The organism is Rickettsiales bacterium Ac37b (assembly GCA_000746585.2).
In the GTDB taxonomy this organism is placed as follows: Bacteria; Pseudomonadota; Alphaproteobacteria; order Rickettsiales; family Arcanibacteraceae; genus Ac37b.
Window position 1 is genome coordinate 316242 of sequence record CP009217.2, and the last position, 21942, is coordinate 338183.

Consider the following 21942-nt stretch of genomic DNA (forward strand, 5'->3'; position numbering starts at 1 on the left):
GAAACTGTTTCGTTATATGTCTCGTATAAACCATTATTACAAATATATAGATTGTGTTGACACTAGAAGAATTTGCAAATACGAAAATTGATAAATTAAAACTAATTAGTAATTATCGTACTCTAGATACTATAAAAAGATTTGCTAGCCACTATGTAGAATATAATAATCAAAAATTATTATCTTTCTCGTGTAATGATTATTTAGGATTATCTTATAACCGCGCAGTAAAACAAAAAAGCCTTGAAATATGTGCACAATATCTAAGCGGAGCCTCTGCTTCAAGATTTATCAGTGGCAATTCTCCCCTTTATACTATTTTAGAAGAAAAATTGGCAAATTATCATGGTACTGAATCATGCACAATTTTTGGGAGCGGCTATTTAACTAATATAGGAATTATACCAGCTATAATGAATAAACAAGATTTAATCATCGCTGATAGATTTATTCATTCATGCATTTTAGATGGAATTAAATTATCTGGAGCAAAATTTTTACGTTTTGAGCATAATAATATCAACCATTGCTCTATCTTATTAGAAAAATACAGAAAACTATATCATAATTGTCTCATTATTACAGAAGATATCTTCAGCATGGATGGAGATATAGCTCCTTTATCATCTTTGGTTGAAATAGCAAAATATTATAATAGTTGGCTATTAAGTGACGGAGCACATTTAATTACTAAATCTACTCACAAAATTGATCTACGCGTAGGAACATTATCGAAAGCCTTGGGAGGATATGGCGGATATGTATGCGGTTCAAAATCTATTATCAATTATATAAATAATACAGCACGTAGTTTAATATTTTCCACTGCATTGCCACCTATCATACTTGCAGAGGCTATAGCAGCTATTAATTTTATTAATGAAAATCCTAATATACTATCAGTTCCACTAATTAAAGCTCAATATTTTACTAATTTAATGAAAATGAAATCAGCAACCAGTCAAATAGTGCCTGTTATTATAGGAGAATCTAGTGATACTTTAAACGCAGCTCATCAATTAATGAGTGATGGATTTTTAGTAAAAGCTGTAAGACCTCCTACAGTGCCTTCTAATACCGCAAGATTACGCTTTACTTTTTCATCTGAACATCAAAATGATGACATTCAGAGATTAGCCAATTCTGTACTTAAAATAATAGAATCCTAACTACATTTAATGCCTTTTATATAAAATGTAAATGTTTTTTATATTATCTTGACGTGGATAATATAATAGTATATTGATTTTTTATTAATTTGCTAAGTTAAGTTTTATATACGATGATAATTAGCTATATTTTTAGTGATTTTTTTCTTAGAGCATTACTAAGTGGTATTGGGATAGTAATAACTTCTGCACCTCTTGGTTGTGTTATGCTATGGAAGCGTATGGCGTATTTTAGTGATTCTTTATCACATGCTGCATTGCTTGGTGTTGCGCTTGGAATATTATTAAATATTACACCTTTTTGGTCTGCCTTATTGATAGCTATAATATTTGCAATATTATTAGTAACCCTGAATACACAACTTGGAAACGATACTCTATTAAATATACTAGCCTTTGGGTCTCTTGCTATTGCCATAATTATTACATCTTCTTTTATTAATACAAGGTTGGATTTAGAATCATATTTATTTGGTGACATATTTACTATTACTAACCAAGATATGCTCTATATATTTGTGTTATTGGCTATAATCACCATTTGGTTCTTAATCAGATGGCGTGCTATTTTATATATAATCATTTGTAAAGATTTGGCTTCTGTCCAAGGAGTTTATGTAAAACGTATAGAAATTGAACTTACTCTAGCTTTTGCTTTATTTATAGCCGTTTCTTTTCAAATAATAGGTATTTTATTAATAACTGCTATATTAATAATTCCTACAGCAACAGCTAGATATTTAAGTTCTACACCCGAGCAAATGGTTATTATATCATCTATAATTGGTATAATTTCTTTAATTTTAGGTCTATTCTGCTCTTTTATATTTGATACTCCAGGTAGCGCTTCTATTGTAGTAGTTGCACTATCTTTTTTTATCTTAGTGAATGTTGGTAATTTTACTCGGACTCGTATATGCAAAATATTTTCATAAAACTATTATTGTTTTTTTTGGTACTTATTCAATTTAATATAAATACTGTACAAGCAAGAGATCTAGCCGTCATGATATATATTGAAAATGAGGAAGCTGGTAATAATATTTATCAGCAAAATTTAAAAGAGTTAGGGCTAATACGTAAATTAGAAGATAATAGCCAGTTTAATTATGAATACCATGTTACTATTGGATACATTAAAAATGTACAAAATGAAGATATAAATGATTTAAAAAAATATTTGGACGAAAATTTACGTACCAAATTAGAGAGCACAGTTTTTGAATTTGGTGCAGCAAGTTTATTAGGCTGCAAACACTCATATATAGTAGCTTTACCCAAAAATGCACAATTATTCTTAGAATATAACCAAACATTAATATCGCTAGTAGCAAAATATAAGGATGGTAAATATAGTCTTGATAAGCGTACTCTACCTGGTTCGTATATACCACATTTATCATTAAATGGTAAATTATATAAAAATATTAATATAAATGATTTATATAACGTATTATTAGCAATAAACCAAAAAATGCATAACACACAAATAAAGCTTACTAAACTAGAAATACGGTAATATTGTTTTATGCTTATATATATAAAGCCAATATATACATAATAATGAAGGTATTGATAACAAAGATGATATAATAAAGAAATTATACCAACCTAAATTCACCGCTACAAACCCGGATGTAGAAGCCAGAATAGACCTACTAAATCCAGAAATAGATATTAAAATAGCATAATGAGTGCCAACAAATTCTTTATTACATAAATTGCTCATATAATTTATTAACATTATATTACATATACCTGAACACAGACTCTCAACACATAATATACCTACTAAAATATTCATATTATGACCTGATTTTATTAAGAATATAAACAATAAATTTGTTAAAGCAGCAAAAATTTCTGTATAAAATAAATGCTTAGCTGTCATTTTTTGACGTACTATGTATCCACCAATAAATGTACCACATATACTAGCAATCAATCTAACAACACTATTAACGCTAGCTATTTCTCCTTTAGAAAACCCAGTTTCCATTAAAAAAGGTAAAAGCATAGTATCAAGATATGCGTCACTTACTTTATAAAATGCTATAATGACAAAAACAAATATAAACATAGGCTGTTTAAATATTGCCTTAAAAGGCATACAAAACTCTTGTTTTAAATTATTGTTACCTTTTTGAATATTAGCATCCTTAGAGAAAAATATTACTACCATACATGGTATAATAAACATGGATATAATAATAAACGTATATTTCCATAATAAGATAGAAGATAAATATAATCCAAAAGCTCCAGAAATTAATAACCCTATTCTAAATCCAATCACGGTATAAGAACTACCTAAGTTTAACGCATTTTTTTCAAATAATTCTATCCTGTAAGCCTCCATACTTATATCATACGTAGCTGCTGTAAAAGCTATCATAAAGATTACAATAATCGTTAATAAAAATTTATCAGTAATATCTATAAAAGATAAAGCTATCACTAAACACATAAAAATTGCCTGTGTGCATAATAACCAACCTTTTCTATGTCCAAAATTTTTGGGAAATAATCTAATAGGTATTCTATCAACAATTGGTGCCCATAAATATCTTATATAATAAGGCACAAGCCTAAGCGATAATATCCCTATCACTACTAAATTTATTTTAGCATCATTAAAATACGCTGTAATTAATGTATCTATCAAAGCATAGTTTAAACCGCTGTTGATTCCAAGAGTTAAAGCAGTAATAAATTTATTTCGCACAATATTTTCCGTTTATTGTTAATGCTCTTGTTATAGTAAATATAAATTGAAAATAATACAAGGAGCGAGACGTGATGAGAGAAAAACAACACCGTAGCTTCAGATGTTTTGATTAGAGTACATGAGCTCTAAAGCGACGCTATACCTATTCCAACTTTATTTATTATAAAACATAATCATAATTTTTAACCCCTAATATTATGATAATAATATTTTAAAATACAATACTATATAGGATAAAATGTATTTTTTTCATAATATACCTTGATTTTTTATAAAAAAATTTATATATATAGTAATAAATATTAATATATAAATTGATAAAGATCAAAAGTATGATAACAGTCATAATAGACCAAATCGTTAAATTATTTGAAAAAGGTAAGGCTAAGACCTCTAAAGCCTATGATGATGAACAATCATTAAAAGAAGATAAAAAACTACCTAAAACTCCTGTTATAATTGCAAATAAATCGGCATTACTTAACAATTTATCGGTTAATTCTTCTTCTCAAGATAACACCCCAGGAATAACCCAAAGCGTTACTACAGGCGTAACTTTTTGGGTAAAATCTGACAATCATATAAAAACTAATAATAAGGCAAAATTTACTACTATCTTAAGAAAAGGAACTTTATTAAAAATAGGAGCACGAGGGAGAGGACGTAGCCCATAATAATTTACCTTATATTCAAAGAAATAGGGCTTAATACTAACTATACATAAATTATCTCACTTATATAATCCTATAACCGGCAATAAATCGTTATTATTTAATAATTGATCTATTAATTCTCCTTCTCAAAATAAAATTGGTATAATAGAAATAACCAAAAGCGTCATTACAATAGTAACTTTTGGAAATCATATAAAAAACTATGATCCTGTTAACAAAATATTTCTAGATAAGATTTTGGAAATAATTTTAGGGTATATAAGTGAATTTTCGCAGCTAATATTAGTAACATTCGCAAAAAAAATTACCAAAATATAGGTTATGTGAAGTTTTCTAAAAGAGAGATGGAGATTAAAGTGGTTGAAAATAAAGAGAAAAGCTTGAGAGTTAAGTATTGTGAAATAATTATCTCTTCGAAGAAAAATTGTAAAGAGCTAAATCATATGACCAACACATTTACAAAGAACGTCATCTGATTTAATGTTTTTTTGGTAAAATCAAACATTTTCGTAGGATATTCTCAAGATTTAATAAATCTGCAAATATATTCTTGAAACTATACACCTAGGGCAGATAGAGCGAAGCCTATAAATAGTCATACTACCAGACAAAAAATGTAAATAATGAGCAAGAAAGGATGCAGTAATAAAAAAAAGGAATCCCCTTTAGTCATACCCGCGAAAACGGGCATCTAGTGAATTTGCCCATATTATTAGATTACCGCCTACGCGGTAATGACAAAAGACGCCTTACAAACTAAAGTTTTCTTAACCTTTATCGGAATAGTTTCATTCACATCTTTACCTATTTTAACTACAATAGCAAAAGCTATAAATATTCATTTAATATAATTTTCTAATCTTTTGCTGCTTTTGATATGACTTCCTTCCATACCAAATCCTCCAATCTTGCACATCTTAAAACTTCTTTCTACTTTTTTGTCCGGTAGTATGACAATTAGTAGGAGAGCAAAGAGTTACCTAAGCATACAAATTCAATGCTTTTACTATAATATTACTACTAGAAATTTAAAAATAGGAGCCCAACGGACAGTTAAGGAATAGAAAATAATGAACAACACTGTATGATCACATAGAAAGATTTCAAAAGCAAGAGAGAACCAGAAAATAATATGATGGTATAAATTTATACCATCATATTAATTAAATAAGACTAGAATCTAACTTCAGTACCAATTATGTAAGACTCACCTCTATTCTTCTTAGTAATTTTACCACCTCTCTTAGGTTTGTACTCGAAGAATGCAGCTTCTACATAAGGCATTAAACCTGGAGCTAGTTGATAATCAGCACCTACTACAACGTTATTGAATTTATTTTTCATCCATTCGCTGTTCATATAGGTTGCACTAACACCAATTGGTCCTTGAGCATAAGCTAAACCTGCTGTCCAATACTTTAAATCTTTATATTTTGTAGTATCACTAGCTGGCACAACATTTGCAAACTTTTTATTAGTTGAACCATAAGAACCAGCAACACTAAATCCTGCATAATCTAAAGCAGCACCAGCCTGCCATGCTCTTAAATTACGATGTTTAGTTGTTTCTGAAGCACTGTGAGTACCTTTACCAAGTTCACCTAACAAACTAGCACTAAATCCAACTTGATCAAACTGATTGGTATAGTTGAAACCACCACTAACTAAATTCTTAATAGCTCTAGGCGAACGTGGTATTACACCTTGCGTACCGCTACGAGTATTATATGCAGTGTTTTCTCCAACTCCACCATTATAAGATCTACCTATAACGCCTGTATCAGGAGTATAACTTATACCAAACTGCACGCCATTATATCTTTGGGTATAGTAAGAAATCTTTCTTGCTTTTTCAGAAGTCCATTTAGAATCATATCTATATGCACTTAAGAAATCCGGAGAACTCATATATTCAGTATCTAACTGATCTACAGCCCCTGTGACACCATCTGGATAATACGCAGCAGTATTAACATAGTTATCCCAATCACCATCAATACCCCCAGTAGCACGAGCTATACTTGAAGCGTCAACTTTCATTGCTTGTGTAGCTGAAGAATTAGTACCTAATTCTACTCTACCTAAACCTGTTTCAACGAATACATATGTATGTTCCATTTTAGCATCTTTATTTCCGCTATAATTAACAACATTAGTATTTAATTGTATTACACCACCATATTTAAAGCCCATATCAGCTCTTGCAGTCGCTGATAAATAAGCCTTTGCATGGCCCATAAAAGCAACATTTCTATTATTTTCTGATAAATTTACTTTATAACCTTTTTTCTGGTTACGAAAACCAGCTTGAAAATCAACTATCCCACCTGCACTTACAGTAAGCCCATTGGCTGGGGTTGTAGGTACTTCAGCGAACGCACTAGTTGCTACTATCGCTACTAATGCAGTGGTACTAATCAAAAATTTTTTCATAATACGCCAACCTTCCAAATTAAACTATTGCCAAAATCAAAAGACATATAAACCCATATGACTTCTTATGTCTTTTCATTATTAAAAGATAAGATTGACTTATGCAAGTTAGATAGATAATATTTGTTTACCTATTATTAAGTTTTCCGTTTTTTGTTGTAAAAATACCATTACATTGTTTTCTATAACCATTTATTTTGCCTATGATTGAACGCTCTATAATCAGTAAATTTCAACTTATACAAGATGAAATATCTTTTCTAAATTCAAAGGCAATCATTATTGCTGTTACCAAAAACCAACCAATAAATTTTATAGAACCTTTATTAGAAGTAGGGCATAGAACGTTTGCCGAAAATAGGATCCAAGAAGCAAAACGTAAATGGATTTCTCTTAAAAAGTTATACAATAATATTGAATTACACATGATAGGACGTTTACAAACCAATAAGGTAAAAGAAGCTGTAAAAATTTTTGATGTTATAGAAACAGTAGATAGTTTTAAATTAGCCAAATCTCTTAAACATGAAATGGAATTACAAAATAAATTTTTAAAATGCTATATACAAATTAATACCGGGGAGGAAAGCCAAAAATCTGGTATTATGCCTTATGACGCTACCGATTTTATACATAGCTGTAAATATGAATTAAGATTAAAAGTAGAAGGTTTAATGTGTATTCCTCCTGTAAATGATGATCCATATCCTCATTTTACTTTATTGCAGTACATTGCTAGTAAACATAATATCTCAGTACTTAGTATGGGCATGAGTGATTCTTATAAAATAGCTTTAAAATCTGGTGCTTCTCATATACGTATTGGGTCTGCTATTTTTGGTAGCAGACCCGTGGTTTAAGAATTTATTACATTTATATTACTTCTAATAATCTTGATTCTACGTAATATTGAAGCTCATCTTTTAATTTCAATTTTTGTTTTTTTAATTTTCCTATAATAATATCATCAATATGGTTAATATATGCCGTGTGTAGTTCGTTTTCTATCTTTGCATGTTTTGAAGAAATTTGATTGACATGTTCCAGTAATGACATCTTACCCTCCTATTTCACAATATTTAGCAAGCGTTCTACTTTATAACCTATTAAGTATATCATATTATACAGCAACATAAAATAGATAATTTATATTTTAATATTTTTTACAATTTTTATGTAATACCTAAAAATATTATTTTGGTTTTACCATATATACGCTGGCTTATATGATTATACCCCAATGGTATATTGATATCTTCCTTACTAAAAGCATCTATAACAATAATTGTATCATTTTTTAACCAATTTTGCTGCTGTAATTTATATAATACAGACTCAATTACATTGCTATTATAAGGAGGATCAATAAACACAATATCAACAGCATGATTAGCTTTAGGCAAAAAACTCGCATCTGTCCGAATAATAGAAATATTATTTGATTCTGAAAGTTTTTCCGCATTCAATGCTACATAATTTAAATTTTCTTGATTATTATCAACCATTATAGCATGCTCTGCGCCTCGTGATAAAGACTCAAAAGACAATGCACCACTACCACAAAATAACTCTAGTATTTTAGCTCTATGCAAAATAGAAATACCTTCTTTAAGAAACTGACCACTATTTAATATATTAAATATACCTTCACGAGTTTTTGACGTAGTAGGTCTAACATTTGTTCTTGTAGGCAACATAATATTACGCCCTTTATGTTTTCCAGCTATAATTCTCATATTATTTTCTCATTATTAATAGAATTTTAAAGTCTTTTATTGAAAAAGTTTTAAGAACCCTTGATAAATAGTTTTACATCTATTTCTTTTATTTCTCCAGGTTTTAAGCCCGCTATTTGAAATGGACCATAAGAAATGCGTATCAAACGATTCACTTTAAGCCCAAAATGTTGCATTATATTTCTAATCTCGCGTGTTTTTCCTTCATATAAATCCATCACTAGCCAAGAATTCTTTCCTCCTATTTTATCTACTTCTACTGTAATAGGCCTATAATCAATACCCTTAACTGTAATTCCTTGTTTTAATTTCGCGAACTCATTGAGATTTAAATCACCAAATACTCTTACTCTATATCTTCTAAGATATCCATTTGATGGGTGCTCAAGACGACTCGCTAATGCCCCATTATTTGTCAGTAACAGTAATCCTTCACTATTCAAATCTAACCTACCAACTGATATCACCCTTGGCATATCTTTAGTCAACGTAGAAAAAACTGTTTTTCTATTTTCTGGATCATGATGAGTAGTAATTAGCCCAACAGGCTTATAATAAATCCATAATCTAGCTTCTTCCTGAAGTTTTAATGGCTTATTATCAACCCAAATAGAATGATAATTTTTTGTTTTGGTACCTAATTCTTTTATAATCTGTCCATCTAATTTAACTCTTGATTCTAAAATCAATTGCTCTGCAGCTCTACGTGAACATAAACCAGATTTAGCTATTAGTTTTGAGATTCTTTCTTCTTGCATATTGTAACGCTGCATCTATAAAGGCTTTAAATATTTTAGTATCATACTCATTAATTTCATATTCTGGATGCCACTGTACACCTAAACAAAAACAGTTATATGAATATTCTATAGCTTCTATAATCCCATCCAAAGCTGTAGCATTAATTATTACACCCCTACCCAAATCTTTTACTGCTTGATGATGAGTACTGTTGACCGACATTTCTAATACACCAGTAATACGGTGTAATAAACTATTAGGCTCTATATTAATCATATGCCATGGATGATTTTTAGGAACAGTCTGTTCATGATTAATAGCATCAACTATCTCTGGTATATGCTTAATAAGCGTACCATCTAATATAACATTAATTAATTGTTCACCACCACAAATTCCTAAAATAGGTATATTATTTTTTAAGGCTAACTTTGTAATTTCCATTTCAAAATCTGTACGATTTTTATTTATTTTTGATTTCTCTAATACACCCTTTTCCTCATAATATTCCGGAGAAATATCAAAATTTCCTCCAGTGATCATTAATCCATCCATCATTCCTATATATTCTTCTAACAAACCCATTTCATAAGGCAACAATAAAGGTACACCCCCATTATTACTAATAGCAGTACAATAGTTTTGACGCACTTCATACCAAGGAAATTCCGAATACCAACCTTGCTCTTCAGAATCTATAGTAATACCTATAACTGGTTTAGTAATAATAATATTATCATCTTTTGTTCTATTTTTATTTTTACGCCAAAGGTTTATCATAATTATCTCTAAAATAATAGAGGGTTATAAGAGAAATGATAGCAAATAAAATAATATAAAATGCTAACGCATCATTCATATTTGTATATCTTATTAGCCAAGCTGCAACCATAGGAGTCGTACCACCAAATATAGCAGCACTTAAATTATAAGAAAGAGCAATACCTGTAAATCTTACACTAGTAGGAAACAATTCTACTAATAATGCAGGTACAGGCGCTATATAAAATGATAATATAATACCAAACATCACTTGACCCATTAAGGGTAACACAAAGCCATTCTGACATAATAACCAGAAAATAGGATACGTCAAGAACATAAACGCTAAAGAATTTACTACTAAAACAGGCTTACGACCTATTTTATCTGATAAATTTGATGCAAATGGTAAGAATAACATATGAACTAATATGCTTACTACATTCATTAGTAATGCCTCTTTAATAGAATGTCCTAAAATCTGAGACATATAGTTATTCATAAAAATCATTAAGGTATAAAATGGTACTGTTACAGTAAGGTAAATACCTATTGCTATTAATAATTCTGGTAAATAATTTGATAACACTTCCCGCACTGGTGATTTTGATAGAAAACCATTTGCCTTTGCTTCGTTATATTTAGGACTTTCATGTATATTGCCTCTAATATAAATAGCAATTAATCCCCAAATTGCACTAACTAGAAAAGGCACACGCCATCCCCAACTATTAAAATCATGTGGAGATAATATATGCGATATAAAAGTTGCAACTATTAATCCAAATAAAATACCCGCACTCATACTAAATACAGAAGCACTACCAATTAATCCTCTACGACCATCCGGAGCATGCTCAACAATAAACGCTATACATCCACTAAAACCACCTCCTAATGATAAACCTTGCAATAATCTAATTATTGTTAATAAAATTGGCGCAACTATACCTATCTGTTCATAAGTAGGAAGCAATCCTATACAAGTAGTAGGGACTGCCATTAATACAATTGAAGTTACCAGGGAAACTTTACGACCAAATTTATCACCTATATAACCAAATACTATCCCTCCTAAAGGTCGCATAACAAAACCTGCAGCAAATACTCCAAAAGTTAAAACTAAAGATATAAATTTATCATCTGACGGGAAATAAAGTTGACTAATAATACCAGCAAAATGTGCATAAAGAGCAAAATCATACCACTCCAAAGCATTACCTATCATACCAGAAATAACTATTTTTTTCATATATACCTCAAGTAAATTATTACTCTATGCGTACAGTGATATTTGAGATTCAGTATTCATAAAAACTATATACTTACTCATAAATAAAAACTATAAATAGCTTATATAAATGATAGCTATAAACAAATATAACGGTCAACAGATAATTTAATACGCTTTAATTAAGATATATAATTTTATATAAGAAGTGTCAATTATAGCTTGATTAACACAAACAGCATAAACATCAAGTTGTAGGAAAGCTTAACTAGATCCGCTTAATTAATCTAAATCAAGCATGTTTATAAAAATTGTTCACCTATTAAGTTTATTCTAATTCACAAACAATAGGAACATGGTCAGAAGCTTTATCCACCGCTCTCATATCTTTCCTAATATAAATTGCTTTCAATAAGTCAGCAGCCTGCGGTGAGAGCAATATATGATCTATACGCATACCGCTGTTATGTTGCCAACTACCAGCACGATAATCCCACCAGGTAAATTCTTGCCTATCAGGATATAGCATCCTAAAGGCATCATTCATACCAGCATAGATAATTTTTCTAAAACGTACTTTTTCTTCAATATGAAAACATACTGTATTATTTAAAACCTCTCTATCATATACATCTATATCTTCAGGAGCCACATTAAAATCACCCATGACAACCAATATTTCTTCAAATTTTAAAAGCTGTTGTACACGTTCATATAGCTGATCAAGAAAATTAAGCTTATATATAAATTTTTCAGATTCAAGAGGCGCGCCATTTGGCACATAACATGATATAACTCTTAACACACGATCAGAGCTTACATTTACTATAACTTCTATATATCTAGCTTGAACATCATCTGTACCATCGTGCATTTTTATCGATATATCCTCTAAAGGAAATTTAGAAAGAATTGCAACTCCATTATAGCTTTTTTGTCCATGTAAAGCAAAATTATATCCTAAAGATTCTATTTCTAATGTAGGAAACTGTTCATTAATACATTTTGTTTCTTGCAAACACACTATATCAGGAGATTCTTGTTCTAAAAAAGAAAGCAATAGGGGCAATCTAGTTCTAACAGAATTAATATTCCAATTAGCTATTTTTATCATCTACTTTATTATTCCATGGCGATATAGAAGTTGGACGTTTTTTAATTGTATCAAAAATAGTTAAAGCTTGTGCAACCATTGAGCCAGTATCATAAGCACTAGCTGGCACTATTATAGTATTAGTTTCTTTAGCAATTTCTCTAAAAGCATCTGTATATTGCTCAGCAAGTTTCATTGCAACAGCAGCATCACCTCCCTCTTTCGAAATACCTTCAGCAATTTTCTCTATACCTTTACTAGTTGCTTCAGCTACAAGTAATACCGCTTCTGCCTGACCTTTTGCACGATTTACTTGATCTGTATAAGCCGCTTCAGAACGTAATACTATCTCTTGTTTATAGGCTTCAGCTAAATTAATCTGCGATTGTTTTTTACCCTCAGATTCTAATATTTCTGCACGTTTCTGACGTTCTGCAGCTACCTGTAATTCCATAGCTTTTAACACAGTAGTAGGAGGAGTAATATCTTTAATTTCATACCTCATACACTGAATACCCCAGCTACCTGCAGCCTCATTTATAACATTTACAATATTAGCATTAATAGTATCACGCTCTTCAAATGTTTTATCTAAAGTAATCTTACCTATTTCCGAACGCATACTAGTTTGTGCAAGCTGTAACACAGCATAATATGGATCATTTACCCCATAAGAAGCCGCTACAGGATCTATAATACGTACATATAAAACACCATCTATACGTAATGTTACATTGTCATTTGTAATAGCTGTTTGTTCCATCACATCTATAGCCTGTTCTTTTAAAGAATGCTTATAAGCTACTGTTTCAATGAAGGGAATCAATATATTTAATCCAGGTTCCATTTTTCGATCAAATTTACCTAATTTTTCTAATATCCAGATTTGTTGCTGAGGAATAATTTTAATTCCTTTAAATACTATAAGTGCTAATATGACCATTATTACTAGAAATAAACCAGAAATATCAACCATCTACTTTTCTCCTCTTTTACATTACGTAGCTATATCAACTAATAAAACATTACCTTTGAGATCTTTTATAATCACTTCCTGATTTACACTAATAAATGAAACTCCTGAAGCATCTATAATTAAAGCATTCATAACAGTACCAGACCATTTAACTACTCCAGTTTTACCTTTAACTAAATCATTCTTATATACGACAGCACGTTCTCCTACTATATTATGATAATTAGGTTTAGAATGTCGTAATTGTAACAAAGGCTTCCATAATACAGCAGCCCACACTACCGTCCATGCAAAAAACCAACCAAACTGAATAATATAGCTATTATCAAAAATGAGACTAGATAATATCATTATACCAACCATTATGGCAGCTAAGCCTGCACATAATATACCAATACCAGGCGTAGTTAAAACTTCCAGTATTATCAATATAATACCAAACACCATCCAAGCATAGCTTATATTATTGAGTATAAAATTATTTATAATATCCATAATTATATATTATTAACATTATTATTTAAGATTTAATTAAATTAAAAAAATATTGATTATTTTGTTTCCTCGGGTAAAGGCACAGGATTATCACTTAAACTACGTAAATATGTAACTACGTCTGCTACATCTTGAGGCTTTTTAAATCCTGCAAATGTCATTTTAGTTCCAGGAATAAATTTCTGAGGAGACTGCAAAAAGCTAAATAATTCATCATAAGTCCAACTTCCACCCTTGGCCTTCATAGCTGCGCTATATTCATAATCTTCTCTTAATTTATTTGCACCTACTACTCCCCATAAATCTGGACCTATTTTAGGCCCTTTACCTTTTTCAAAATTATGACACATTAAACATGCTTTTGATAATTTTTGACCACGATCCACATCTCCCTTTGCAAGTAAAGCTGGTATATCTATTACTACCTCTTCTTTAGCAGGCTGATTTTCTTCCGCAGACTGAGTAACTTCAACTGTATACCCTCTTTTTTCACTTACATGTGGTCTATAAATTATATCAGCAATGTTGCCAACAACCATTGCTATTAAGCCTGCTAAAAGTATTGATGCAGCTATTTTATTTAGTTCAAAACCTGACATATTTACCCTACAAATTAATCTTTTTGTATAAAACTTATATATTCCCTAGTAAAACATATATACCATTACATTTTTAGTAGTACAATAGCCAAATTAATAATAATAATATTTTGAATTTTAAAAATTTTTATTTAATCCTTGTGTAATTTGAGTATTCTGATTATTGTTGGACTTAATTTTGTTTAAAATCTTTATTAACAGCTAATTTAAATTGCATTTTTAATGCAAAATTTAAGTTTGGAGAGATAGATATGAAACTTTGGCAACAAGTTACTTTGGGGTTAATTTTAGGAGTAGTCTTTGGTGTTTTAGTAAAAGATAAAAATGTATTCCACTACATAAAGCCAATAGGAGACATTTTTATTAACATGATTAAAATGATTATTGTACCATTAATATTTTTATCTCTGGTCTCTGGTATCACCAGTATGAGTGATCCATCATCAATAGGTAGAATTGGCTTTAAAGCTGTAGTATCATATCTACTTACCACTACCTTTGCTATTATCATAGGACTTACAACTGCTTTATTACTAAAGCCAGGACAAGGAGTTGTTCTGCGTTTTGATCATCTAGACTCAATCAATATAGCTCCCCCTGCACAATTCGATTTAACTAAATTTTTAGTGGATATAGTACCTACTAATGCTGTAGCAACACTTGCAGGTAATAATATGCTACAAGTAGTATTTTTTGCAATATTTACTGGTCTTACCTTAAATGCTATGGGTAGCGATGGAAGAAAAATGATCAACTTTTTTAATCTGTTTGCAAAATTAATATTTAAAATGATTAATATAGTTATGTCATTTTCTCCTTATGGTGCTTTTGCCTTAACAGCATGGGTTGTTGGAACGCAAGGATTAGAAGTATTAAATAGTTTATTTAAATTAATTATATCAGTTATACTTGGCATGTCATTACAGTATCTAATTTTTGGCGTGCTAATCTTAGTCTTTGCCCGTATATCTCCTATACCCTTTTATAGAAAAAGTCTTGAATATCAAACTATTGCTTTTTCCACGAGTAGCAGTAAAGCTACATTACCTACTACAATGCGAGTCTGCACAGAACAACTTGGTATTTCAAAAAGCAACACTTCATTTGTATTGCCTATTGGTGCATCTATGAATATGGATGGTATGGCAATATATCTTGGTATGTGCGCTATATTCTTTGCACAAGCTACAGGAACTACTTTACAACCTAATGATTATATGATGATTATTTTAACTGCTACCCTTGGATCAATAGGTGCTGCTGGGATACCTGGAGGTTCAATGGTTATGTTACCTATGGTCCTATCTTCGGTACATTTACCTATAGAAGGAGTAGCATTAATAGCTGGCATAGATAGAATTTTAGATATGATACGTACTACTATCAATCTCACTGGAGACGCTACTATTACTCTCATTATTGATAAAAGTGAAGGTACTTTAGACGAAAAAGTTTACTTTTCAGAATAATAATTTTAATGTAATATATTGACTAGATGATTTTGATGGATTAGTGGGCTTGATAATGAATGTAAAAAAATTTATAATTGTAATATTTTTTCTTGTAACTATATCTACTATGCTGGTTATAGATTCCGATTTTTCATGGCAAGCTAGTCAAGCCGTTGAGAAATTTGTTATTATAGGTACAGGTAAAGTCACAGGTGTTTACTATCCCACGGGTAGCGCTATATGTCGTATGGTTAACAGATATCGTCGCACAAATTCTATACGATGTTCTATTGATCCTTCAAACGGATCCTTGGATAATATTCAATCATTAAAAAATAAAACTTTTGATTTAGGTATTATACAATCTGATATACAATATAACGCATATAATGGTATCGATAATTTTGCAAATGATGGGCCCGATAAATCTCTAAGAAGTATTTTTTCCTTACATAACGATGATTTTACTGTGGTGGTACGCAGTGATTCTGGTATTAAAACTATAGAAGATTTAAAAGGTAAAAAAATTAATATCTCTTCTAAAGGCTCTGGTAGTAGAGAAATGCTACAAACCATTATGGATCTTTATGGATTAACTTCGGAAAATTTTATATTTTCTGAACTCACATCTTCAGAAGAGTCCTTTGCATTATGTAATAATAAAATTGACGCCATTATTGCTAGTGTAGGTCACCCTAATGCTGCAATACAAGAAGTTTCGGCACTATGTGACATTACTATCATACCAATAACAGGTAATAATATAGAAAAATTACTTAAAGATTACTCCTATTATACAAAATCTACAATACCAGGAGGACTTTATGCCGGCAATCCAAACAATATACCTACTTTTAGTGTAAAAGTTAGTATAATTACCAGAGAAGATGTAAATGACAACGTAATCTATCAAGTTGTAAAATCATTATTTGATCATTTTGATGTATTTAGAAATTTACATCCTGTTTTACATAATTTAGTACCAAAAGATATGATACAAAATAATATCATACCTATACATAAAGGTGCAGAGCGCTATTATAAAGAAAAAGGCTTATTATAATCATAATATATTAATAATTTTAGCATTTGGAGATTCACATGTATAAAACAATTATATTTCCTATTGATGTTAACTCAAAACATGCCTGGGATAAGAGTTTTGCCGCAGTAATTGAACTTGTGAGAGCTTCTAATGCTAAACTATATTTAATGACTGTAATACCTAATTATGGTATGAATTTAGTACATCAATATTTTCCTAAGGGCTGGCTAGAGGAAATGATTAAAAAGGTTAATGTAGAATTAAATAATATAGCTACTAAACATTTGCCTGATGATATAAAAATAGACTATATAGTTGAACGTGGTCCTATTTATCAGTGTATTGTAGATAAAGCAGCTGAATTAGATGCTGATTTAATTGTTATGGCAGCCCATCGTCCTGAACTGAAAGATTATTTACTTGGTCCAAACGCAGCTAAAGTAGTACGTCATGCTAAAACATCTGTTTTAATCGTAAGAAGCTAACTTAAAATATCAATAGAGGCTATTTTGGCAAAATTACAAGAAACTTTACAAGATATTTCTTCATCGTTAGAAATAAAGATGCGTCAATTATTACCTGAACCAGATAATAGTAAAGAGAGCATATTATTAGAAGCTATTCTTTTTTCAGTCTTATCTCCTGGAAAAAGATTAAGGCCATTTTTGACTATTGCAGCTGCCAATCTTTTTGGAGTATGCAAAGATTCAGCCTTACAAACAGCAGCTGCAATTGAATTTATTCATAATTATTCTCTGATTCATGATGATTTACCAGCTATGGATAATGACCTTGTGAGGCGTGGACAACCAACTTGTCATGTAAAATTTGGAGAAGCAACTGCTATACTTGCTGGTGATTCCTTATTAACACTCGCATTTGGTATACTCGCTTCTCCTACTACCCATACTGACAGTAACGTACGATGTGAGCTGATTGCAGCCATCGCCAAAGCTTCTGGACCTAGTGGTATGACAGGAGGGCAAATGCTTGATATTTTATCTAATACAACTGAGCTTTCTTTAGCAGAAATTATAAGGCTACAACGTATGAAAACTGGGGAATTATTTGCTGTTTCATGCGAAGCAGGTGCTATACTTGGAAAATCTTCTAAAAACCTTAGATTAGCCCTCAAGGGATATGCGCATGCTTTAGGTTTAGCTTTTCAAATTACTGATGATTTAATGGATTTAACCCCTGACAAAATTGAATCAACTGAACCTACAAAATTACCTATAAATACTCAAAAAGTTAATTATATCCTCTCTATAGGCCCAGATACCGCTTTTGAACAAGTAAAATATTTAGTGAATCAAGCAATTTCTCATTTAAATGTATTTGAGAAAAAAGCCGATATACTTAGAGAATTTGCAAATTTTATTTTAGAAAGAAAATATTAATTTATAATCACCTATATAGCAAATTAACTTGTTATTTAGGCTAGAAGAGACGAGTTAAATTAATATATAGCTGCAGCAATTTAAAATGGTACTAGAAACGAGGAGTAAAATATACAAAAAACAATACATTAACTAGCAATCGACAAAGTAATATTTAAATTGCCTAAGCTAGATTTGATCCATATCAATATTCTTACTCATACATGCAGCTTTCACAGTATTATTCAGAAGATATGCTATTGTCATTGGTCCAACTCCACCAGGTACAGGGGTAAGCGCATACACAGTGTCTTTAATATCTTCAAATTTTACGTCCCCTATTAACATAGATTTACCACCTCGTATCACACGATTTATACCTACATCTATCACAATTGCACCTGGCTTTATCCAGTTACTAGTTACAAGCTCAGGCACACCTACAGCTGCTATTACTATATCAGCAGTTTTAACTTCGTTTTCTATATTCACTGTTTTAGAATGTACCATACTAACAGTACAATTTTCTTGTAATAATAAGTGTAACATAGGTTTACCTACTATATTAGATCTACCAATAACTACAGCTTTCAACCCCGATAAATTAGGACGTACACTTTTTATCAATTGTAAACAACCTAGAGGAGTGCATGGAACAAAACCTGGTAAATTGTTTACTAACCTTCCTATATTCACACTAGAAAATCCATCTACATCCTTATTTGGGTCTATAGTATTAATTATAATATCACTATCAATATGTTTAGGCAAAGGTAATTGTACTAATATACCATGAACTTTTGGATCATTATTTAAAAATTCTAATTTACTTACTAACTGTTTTTGTACTATATTTTCTGGTAATTGAACTTCAAATGAGTTTATACCAATTTCTTTGCATTTTTTAACTTTATTCCTTACATATACTTCACTAGCTGGATTATTTCCCACCAGTAAGACGGCAAGCCCAGGTACAATCCCATGTTTATTTTTCAATATTAATAATTTCTTGGCAATTTCATCACAAACAGAAGCGGCAATTGCTTTGCCATCAATAATATTATTCATACTGGCAATCCTTTAGTTGTCGAATATTCAAAATGTAAAGCCTCATTAGGATGTACTCTCGTATATATTGCATGAGCTGCACTGGCTGCTTCTGAAAAACCAGTTAAAATCAGCTTTAATTTACCAGGATAAGACACTATATCTCCTATAGCAAAAATACCTTTTACATTAGTTTCAAATGTTTGTGGATTTATCTGTATATGCTGATGATCAAGATTTAATCCCCAAGTTGCTATAGGACCTAATTCCATTGCAAGTCCAAAGAAAGCTAATAAATAATTAGCAGATAAAGTTTTATAATTATCATTTAAATCTTTTACTATAACATTAGTTAAAACACCTTTTTGACCTTCCAAGCCTGACAGTTGATAAGGTATTACCAACTCTATTAACTTTTGCTCTACTAATTTATTCAATCTATCTAAACTTTCTGGTGCACAACGGAATTTAGGCCTACGATGTAACAAATAAATATTTCTTGCAATACCGGCCAGATTTAACGCCCAATCAATTGCTGAATCCCCTCCTCCAGCTATAACTATATCTTTATCACGAAAATTTTCTTTTTTATCTACCATATAAAATACACTTTTATTCTCGTATTCTTCTAAATGGTCAAGAGGAGGACGATTAGGACCAAAAGCTCCACACCCGGCCGCTATTATTATTGAATTGGTATATATTTTTTTATCTTTTGAGGTTATTACGCAAAAACCTTGTCCAATTTGTTCAATCTTTTCTACACGTTCTCCTAAATGATACACAGGATCAAACGGCTCTGCTTGTTTAATTAAGTTATCTATTAAGTCTGAAGCCTGAATTATTGGATAGCCAGGAATATCATATATAGGCTTTTCAGGATATAAAGCTTTACACTGTCCCCCTATAAACTCTAAAGTATCGATTACATGACACTTCATTTTTAACATACCAGCTTCAAATATTGCAAACAATCCAACTGGACCAGCTCCAATAATTACTATATCGGTTTCAATTTTATTCATTTGTTCAAAAAATTTTACATATTCAAATAAGCAACTATAATAAATAAAATAAATAATAAAAATCAATAGATAATATATAATTACTCTTTAATTTTCTAATATACAAACATCATACATAGTATATTATAAATATTTTGTATGATATAAATTAGGATTAACAATATTTCGTATATAAATTAAATTCTTTATTGATAATGAAATGGATCATAACTTATGTATCATTCTGGTTTTAGTAAAAATAATAGACATTTTTTGAAAAAATTATTGTTATTACCATGGTCCATGATTTTGATTATTATATTTACAACTATAATAGGTATTACCCTCATGTATACCGCCGCTAACGGCAGTTGGTACCCATGGGCCAATAAACAAATTATCCATTTACTTACCTCATTGCCAATTATGATTATTATAGCTATTACAGACGTACGGCTATGGTTTAAAATGTCTTACGTTATTTACATATTAGTATTATCATTTCTTGCTATAATAGAGTTTTCAGGCCATACAGCTATGGGTGCTACTCGCTGGATTAATCTTGGTGTAATTAAAATTCAACCCTCTGAAATTATGAAAATCTCCTTAATCTTAGCTTTGGCAAAGTATTTTCATAATATCTCACAGCTATCTACTAACAGAATAATTTATTTAATACCCCCAATAATTATGATTTTTATTCCCTTTTGCCTGATTTTAAGACAACCTGATCTCGGTACAGCGCTTATCTTATTAGCTTTAGGTACATTAATCTTTTTTGCAACGGGTGTGAGTATACGAAAATTTATTGTAATAATTATAGCTGCTTTAATTATTTTACCATTTTCTTGGAATTTACTACATGATTATCAAAAAAAACGTGTATTAACTTTTTTAAATCCAGAGAGCGATCCTTTAGGAGCTGGATATAATATTATACAATCTAAAATTGCTATAGGTTCAGGAGGTATTTTTGGTAAAGGACTTTTAAAAGGCACACAAAACCAACTTAAATTTTTACCAGAACATCACACCGATTTTATTTTTACCACTTTTGCAGAAGAATTTGGGTTTGTAGGAGGTATAATAATACTAGCATTATATGCTCTGTTAATAATATTTGGTATCTTTACAGCAAATAATATACGCAATCATTATAGTAGACTAATTGCCATAGGCATTACTTCTCTTTTTTTCTTGCATATATTTATTAATATGGCTATGGTTATGGGGTTATTACCTGTAGTAGGAGTGCCATTACCTTTATTATCATACGGGGGAACTATTATGATGACTATATTTATAGGGTTTGGCTTTTTGTTTAATAGCTATGTGCATTATAATAGCCATATTAATACTAACCATAAATTTTTATAAAA

General features: G+C 30.4%; 23 protein-coding genes. 10 read left to right on the forward strand and 13 right to left on the reverse strand.

Features of this window, described 5'->3' with window-relative positions; all coding sequences use genetic code 11:
• Positions 1–53: 53 nt before the first annotated feature.
• The 3 genes from bioF (at position 54) to NOVO_01555 (ending at position 2688) form a co-directional block, all read left to right on the forward strand.
• Positions 54–1169 carry an 8-amino-7-oxononanoate synthase gene (gene bioF, locus NOVO_01545; GenBank protein ID AIL64706.1) on the forward strand — a complete coding sequence of 372 codons (1116 nt, stop codon included), beginning with the start codon at positions 54–56 and terminating at the stop codon, positions 1167–1169.
• 113 nt (positions 1170–1282) lie between these two features.
• A complete protein-coding gene (gene znuB / locus NOVO_01550) occupies positions 1283–2104 on the forward strand; it encodes a High-affinity zinc uptake system membrane protein znuB (GenBank protein AIL64707.1) in 822 nt (273 codons plus the stop codon).
• On the forward strand, positions 2086–2688 hold the full coding sequence (locus NOVO_01555) for a hypothetical protein (GenBank protein ID AIL64708.1): 603 nt from the start codon (positions 2086–2088) through the stop codon (positions 2686–2688). The genes znuB and NOVO_01555 overlap by 19 nt, the downstream gene beginning before the upstream one ends.
• On the opposite strand, the gene ampG_1 is transcribed toward NOVO_01555, so the two are convergent.
• Complete coding sequence (gene ampG_1 / locus NOVO_01560; GenBank protein ID AIL64709.1) at positions 2674–3894, reverse strand: AmpG; 1221 nt, start codon at positions 3892–3894, stop codon at positions 2674–2676. The two genes, NOVO_01555 and ampG_1, sit on opposite strands and share 15 nt — an antisense overlap.
• A 335-nt stretch (positions 3895–4229) precedes the next feature.
• Here ampG_1 and NOVO_01565 point away from each other — a divergent pair, with 335 nt between their 5' ends.
• Positions 4230–4571, forward strand: coding sequence for a hypothetical protein (locus tag NOVO_01565; GenBank protein AIL64710.1), 342 nt, complete (start codon positions 4230–4232; stop codon positions 4569–4571).
• A 1173-nt stretch (positions 4572–5744) separates the two neighbouring features.
• Here NOVO_01565 and NOVO_01570 read toward each other — a convergent pair.
• Positions 5745–7004 carry an Outer membrane protein (porin) gene (locus tag NOVO_01570; GenBank protein AIL64711.1) on the reverse strand — a complete coding sequence of 420 codons (1260 nt, stop codon included), beginning with the start codon at positions 7002–7004 and terminating at the stop codon, positions 5745–5747.
• Positions 7005–7207: 203 nt separating this feature from the next.
• On the opposite strand from NOVO_01570, the gene NOVO_01575 reads away from it, so the two are divergent.
• On the forward strand, positions 7208–7864 hold the full coding sequence (locus tag NOVO_01575; protein ID AIL64712.1) for a hypothetical protein: 657 nt from the start codon (positions 7208–7210) through the stop codon (positions 7862–7864).
• 13 nt (positions 7865–7877) lie between these two features.
• Here NOVO_01575 and NOVO_01580 read toward each other — a convergent pair whose 3' ends face one another.
• The 9 genes from NOVO_01580 to NOVO_01620 form a co-directional block, all read right to left on the reverse strand.
• Positions 7878–8060 carry a hypothetical protein gene (locus NOVO_01580; GenBank protein ID AIL64713.1) on the reverse strand — a complete coding sequence of 61 codons (183 nt, stop codon included), beginning with the start codon at positions 8058–8060 and terminating at the stop codon, positions 7878–7880.
• A 116-nt stretch (positions 8061–8176) separates the two neighbouring features.
• On the reverse strand, positions 8177–8740 hold the full coding sequence (gene rsmD, locus NOVO_01585) for a Ribosomal RNA small subunit methyltransferase D (protein AIL64714.1): 564 nt from the start codon (positions 8738–8740) through the stop codon (positions 8177–8179).
• A 50-nt stretch (positions 8741–8790) separates the two neighbouring features.
• Positions 8791–9498, reverse strand: coding sequence for a Ribosomal large subunit pseudouridine synthase B (gene rluB, locus NOVO_01590; protein AIL64715.1), 708 nt, complete (start codon positions 9496–9498; stop codon positions 8791–8793).
• A complete protein-coding gene (locus NOVO_01595; GenBank protein ID AIL64716.1) occupies positions 9464–10261 on the reverse strand; it encodes a Putative glutamine amidotransferase in 798 nt (265 codons plus the stop codon). The genes rluB and NOVO_01595 overlap by 35 nt, the downstream gene beginning before the upstream one ends.
• On the reverse strand, positions 10242–11495 hold the full coding sequence (proP_1, locus tag NOVO_01600; GenBank protein AIL64717.1) for a Proline/betaine transporter: 1254 nt from the start codon (positions 11493–11495) through the stop codon (positions 10242–10244). The genes NOVO_01595 and proP_1 overlap by 20 nt, the downstream gene beginning before the upstream one ends.
• Positions 11496–11802: 307 nt before the next feature.
• Positions 11803–12588, reverse strand: a complete 786-nt coding sequence (gene xthA_2 / locus NOVO_01605) for an Exodeoxyribonuclease III (GenBank protein AIL64718.1) — start codon at positions 12586–12588, stop codon at positions 11803–11805.
• A complete protein-coding gene (gene qmcA, locus NOVO_01610) occupies positions 12572–13543 on the reverse strand; it encodes a Stomatin 2 (protein AIL64719.1) in 972 nt (323 codons plus the stop codon). Before qmcA ends, xthA_2 begins: the two co-directional genes overlap by 17 nt.
• Positions 13544–13564: 21 nt before the next feature.
• Positions 13565–14038 carry a hypothetical protein gene (locus NOVO_01615; protein ID AIL64720.1) on the reverse strand — a complete coding sequence of 158 codons (474 nt, stop codon included), beginning with the start codon at positions 14036–14038 and terminating at the stop codon, positions 13565–13567.
• A 56-nt stretch (positions 14039–14094) separates the two neighbouring features.
• On the reverse strand, positions 14095–14637 hold the full coding sequence (locus tag NOVO_01620; protein ID AIL64721.1) for a Cytochrome c2: 543 nt from the start codon (positions 14635–14637) through the stop codon (positions 14095–14097).
• Between the two features lie 251 nt (positions 14638–14888).
• Between NOVO_01620 and gltT_2 the strand changes: the two genes are divergently transcribed.
• From gltT_2 to NOVO_01640, 4 genes are read left to right on the forward strand one after another with little or no spacing between them, the layout of a single operon-like run.
• The gene (gene gltT_2 / locus NOVO_01625) at positions 14889–16106 is read left to right on the forward strand and encodes a Glutamate-aspartate carrier protein (GenBank protein ID AIL64722.1); all 1218 of its coding nucleotides are present in this window, start codon (positions 14889–14891) and stop codon (positions 16104–16106) included.
• Between the two features lie 55 nt (positions 16107–16161).
• Positions 16162–17151 (forward strand): TRAP transporter solute receptor, TAXI family, encoded by a 990-nt coding sequence (locus NOVO_01630; GenBank protein ID AIL64723.1) that lies wholly within the window; start codon positions 16162–16164, stop codon positions 17149–17151.
• A gap of 38 nt (positions 17152–17189) precedes the next feature.
• Positions 17190–17618 (forward strand): Universal stress protein F, encoded by a 429-nt coding sequence (gene uspF / locus NOVO_01635; protein AIL64724.1) that lies wholly within the window; start codon positions 17190–17192, stop codon positions 17616–17618.
• A 24-nt stretch (positions 17619–17642) separates the two neighbouring features.
• A complete protein-coding gene (locus NOVO_01640) occupies positions 17643–18533 on the forward strand; it encodes a Farnesyl diphosphate synthase (GenBank protein ID AIL64725.1) in 891 nt (296 codons plus the stop codon).
• A 168-nt stretch (positions 18534–18701) separates the two neighbouring features.
• Here NOVO_01640 and folD read toward each other — a convergent pair whose 3' ends face one another.
• Both folD and NOVO_01650 read right to left on the reverse strand, forming a co-directional pair.
• Positions 18702–19580, reverse strand: coding sequence for a Bifunctional protein FolD protein (gene folD, locus NOVO_01645; protein AIL64726.1), 879 nt, complete (start codon positions 19578–19580; stop codon positions 18702–18704).
• Entirely contained in the window at positions 19577–20584 is a 1008-nt protein-coding gene (locus tag NOVO_01650) for a Ferredoxin--NADP reductase (GenBank protein ID AIL64727.1), read from the reverse strand. Before NOVO_01650 ends, folD begins: the two co-directional genes overlap by 4 nt.
• A gap of 213 nt (positions 20585–20797) precedes the next feature.
• Here NOVO_01650 and mrdB point away from each other — a divergent pair, with 213 nt between their 5' ends.
• Positions 20798–21940 carry a Rod shape-determining protein RodA gene (gene mrdB, locus NOVO_01655; protein ID AIL64728.1) on the forward strand — a complete coding sequence of 381 codons (1143 nt, stop codon included), beginning with the start codon at positions 20798–20800 and terminating at the stop codon, positions 21938–21940.
• Positions 21941–21942: the final 2 nt, after the last annotated feature.

Excerpts from the sequence above, each read along its gene's own strand:
- znuB (AIL64707.1), top strand. The coding sequence starts at position 1,283 with ATGATAATTAGCTATATTTTTAGTGATTTTTTTCTTAGAGCATTACTA.
- NOVO_01555 (AIL64708.1), top strand. The coding sequence starts at position 2,086 with ATGCAAAATATTTTCATAAAACTATTATTGTTTTTTTTGGTACTTATT.
- NOVO_01565 (AIL64710.1), top strand. The coding sequence starts at position 4,230 with ATGATAACAGTCATAATAGACCAAATCGTTAAATTATTTGAAAAAGGT.
- NOVO_01570 (AIL64711.1), bottom strand. The coding sequence starts at position 7,004 with ATGAAAAAATTTTTGATTAGTACCACTGCATTAGTAGCGATAGTAGCA.
- NOVO_01575 (AIL64712.1), top strand. The coding sequence starts at position 7,208 with ATGATTGAACGCTCTATAATCAGTAAATTTCAACTTATACAAGATGAA.
- NOVO_01580 (AIL64713.1), bottom strand. The coding sequence starts at position 8,060 with ATGTCATTACTGGAACATGTCAATCAAATTTCTTCAAAACATGCAAAG.
- rsmD (AIL64714.1), bottom strand. The coding sequence starts at position 8,740 with ATGAGAATTATAGCTGGAAAACATAAAGGGCGTAATATTATGTTGCCT.
- rluB (AIL64715.1), bottom strand. The coding sequence starts at position 9,498 with ATGCAAGAAGAAAGAATCTCAAAACTAATAGCTAAATCTGGTTTATGT.
- NOVO_01595 (AIL64716.1), bottom strand. The coding sequence starts at position 10,261 with ATGATAAACCTTTGGCGTAAAAATAAAAATAGAACAAAAGATGATAAT.
- proP_1 (AIL64717.1), bottom strand. The coding sequence starts at position 11,495 with ATGAAAAAAATAGTTATTTCTGGTATGATAGGTAATGCTTTGGAGTGG.
- xthA_2 (AIL64718.1), bottom strand. The coding sequence starts at position 12,588 with ATGATAAAAATAGCTAATTGGAATATTAATTCTGTTAGAACTAGATTG.
- qmcA (AIL64719.1), bottom strand. The coding sequence starts at position 13,543 with ATGGTTGATATTTCTGGTTTATTTCTAGTAATAATGGTCATATTAGCA.
- NOVO_01615 (AIL64720.1), bottom strand. The coding sequence starts at position 14,038 with ATGGATATTATAAATAATTTTATACTCAATAATATAAGCTATGCTTGG.
- NOVO_01620 (AIL64721.1), bottom strand. The coding sequence starts at position 14,637 with ATGTCAGGTTTTGAACTAAATAAAATAGCTGCATCAATACTTTTAGCA.
- gltT_2 (AIL64722.1), top strand. The coding sequence starts at position 14,889 with ATGAAACTTTGGCAACAAGTTACTTTGGGGTTAATTTTAGGAGTAGTC.
- NOVO_01630 (AIL64723.1), top strand. The coding sequence starts at position 16,162 with ATGAATGTAAAAAAATTTATAATTGTAATATTTTTTCTTGTAACTATA.
- uspF (AIL64724.1), top strand. The coding sequence starts at position 17,190 with ATGTATAAAACAATTATATTTCCTATTGATGTTAACTCAAAACATGCC.
- folD (AIL64726.1), bottom strand. The coding sequence starts at position 19,580 with ATGAATAATATTATTGATGGCAAAGCAATTGCCGCTTCTGTTTGTGAT.
- NOVO_01650 (AIL64727.1), bottom strand. The coding sequence starts at position 20,584 with ATGAATAAAATTGAAACCGATATAGTAATTATTGGAGCTGGTCCAGTT.
- mrdB (AIL64728.1), top strand. The coding sequence starts at position 20,798 with ATGTATCATTCTGGTTTTAGTAAAAATAATAGACATTTTTTGAAAAAA.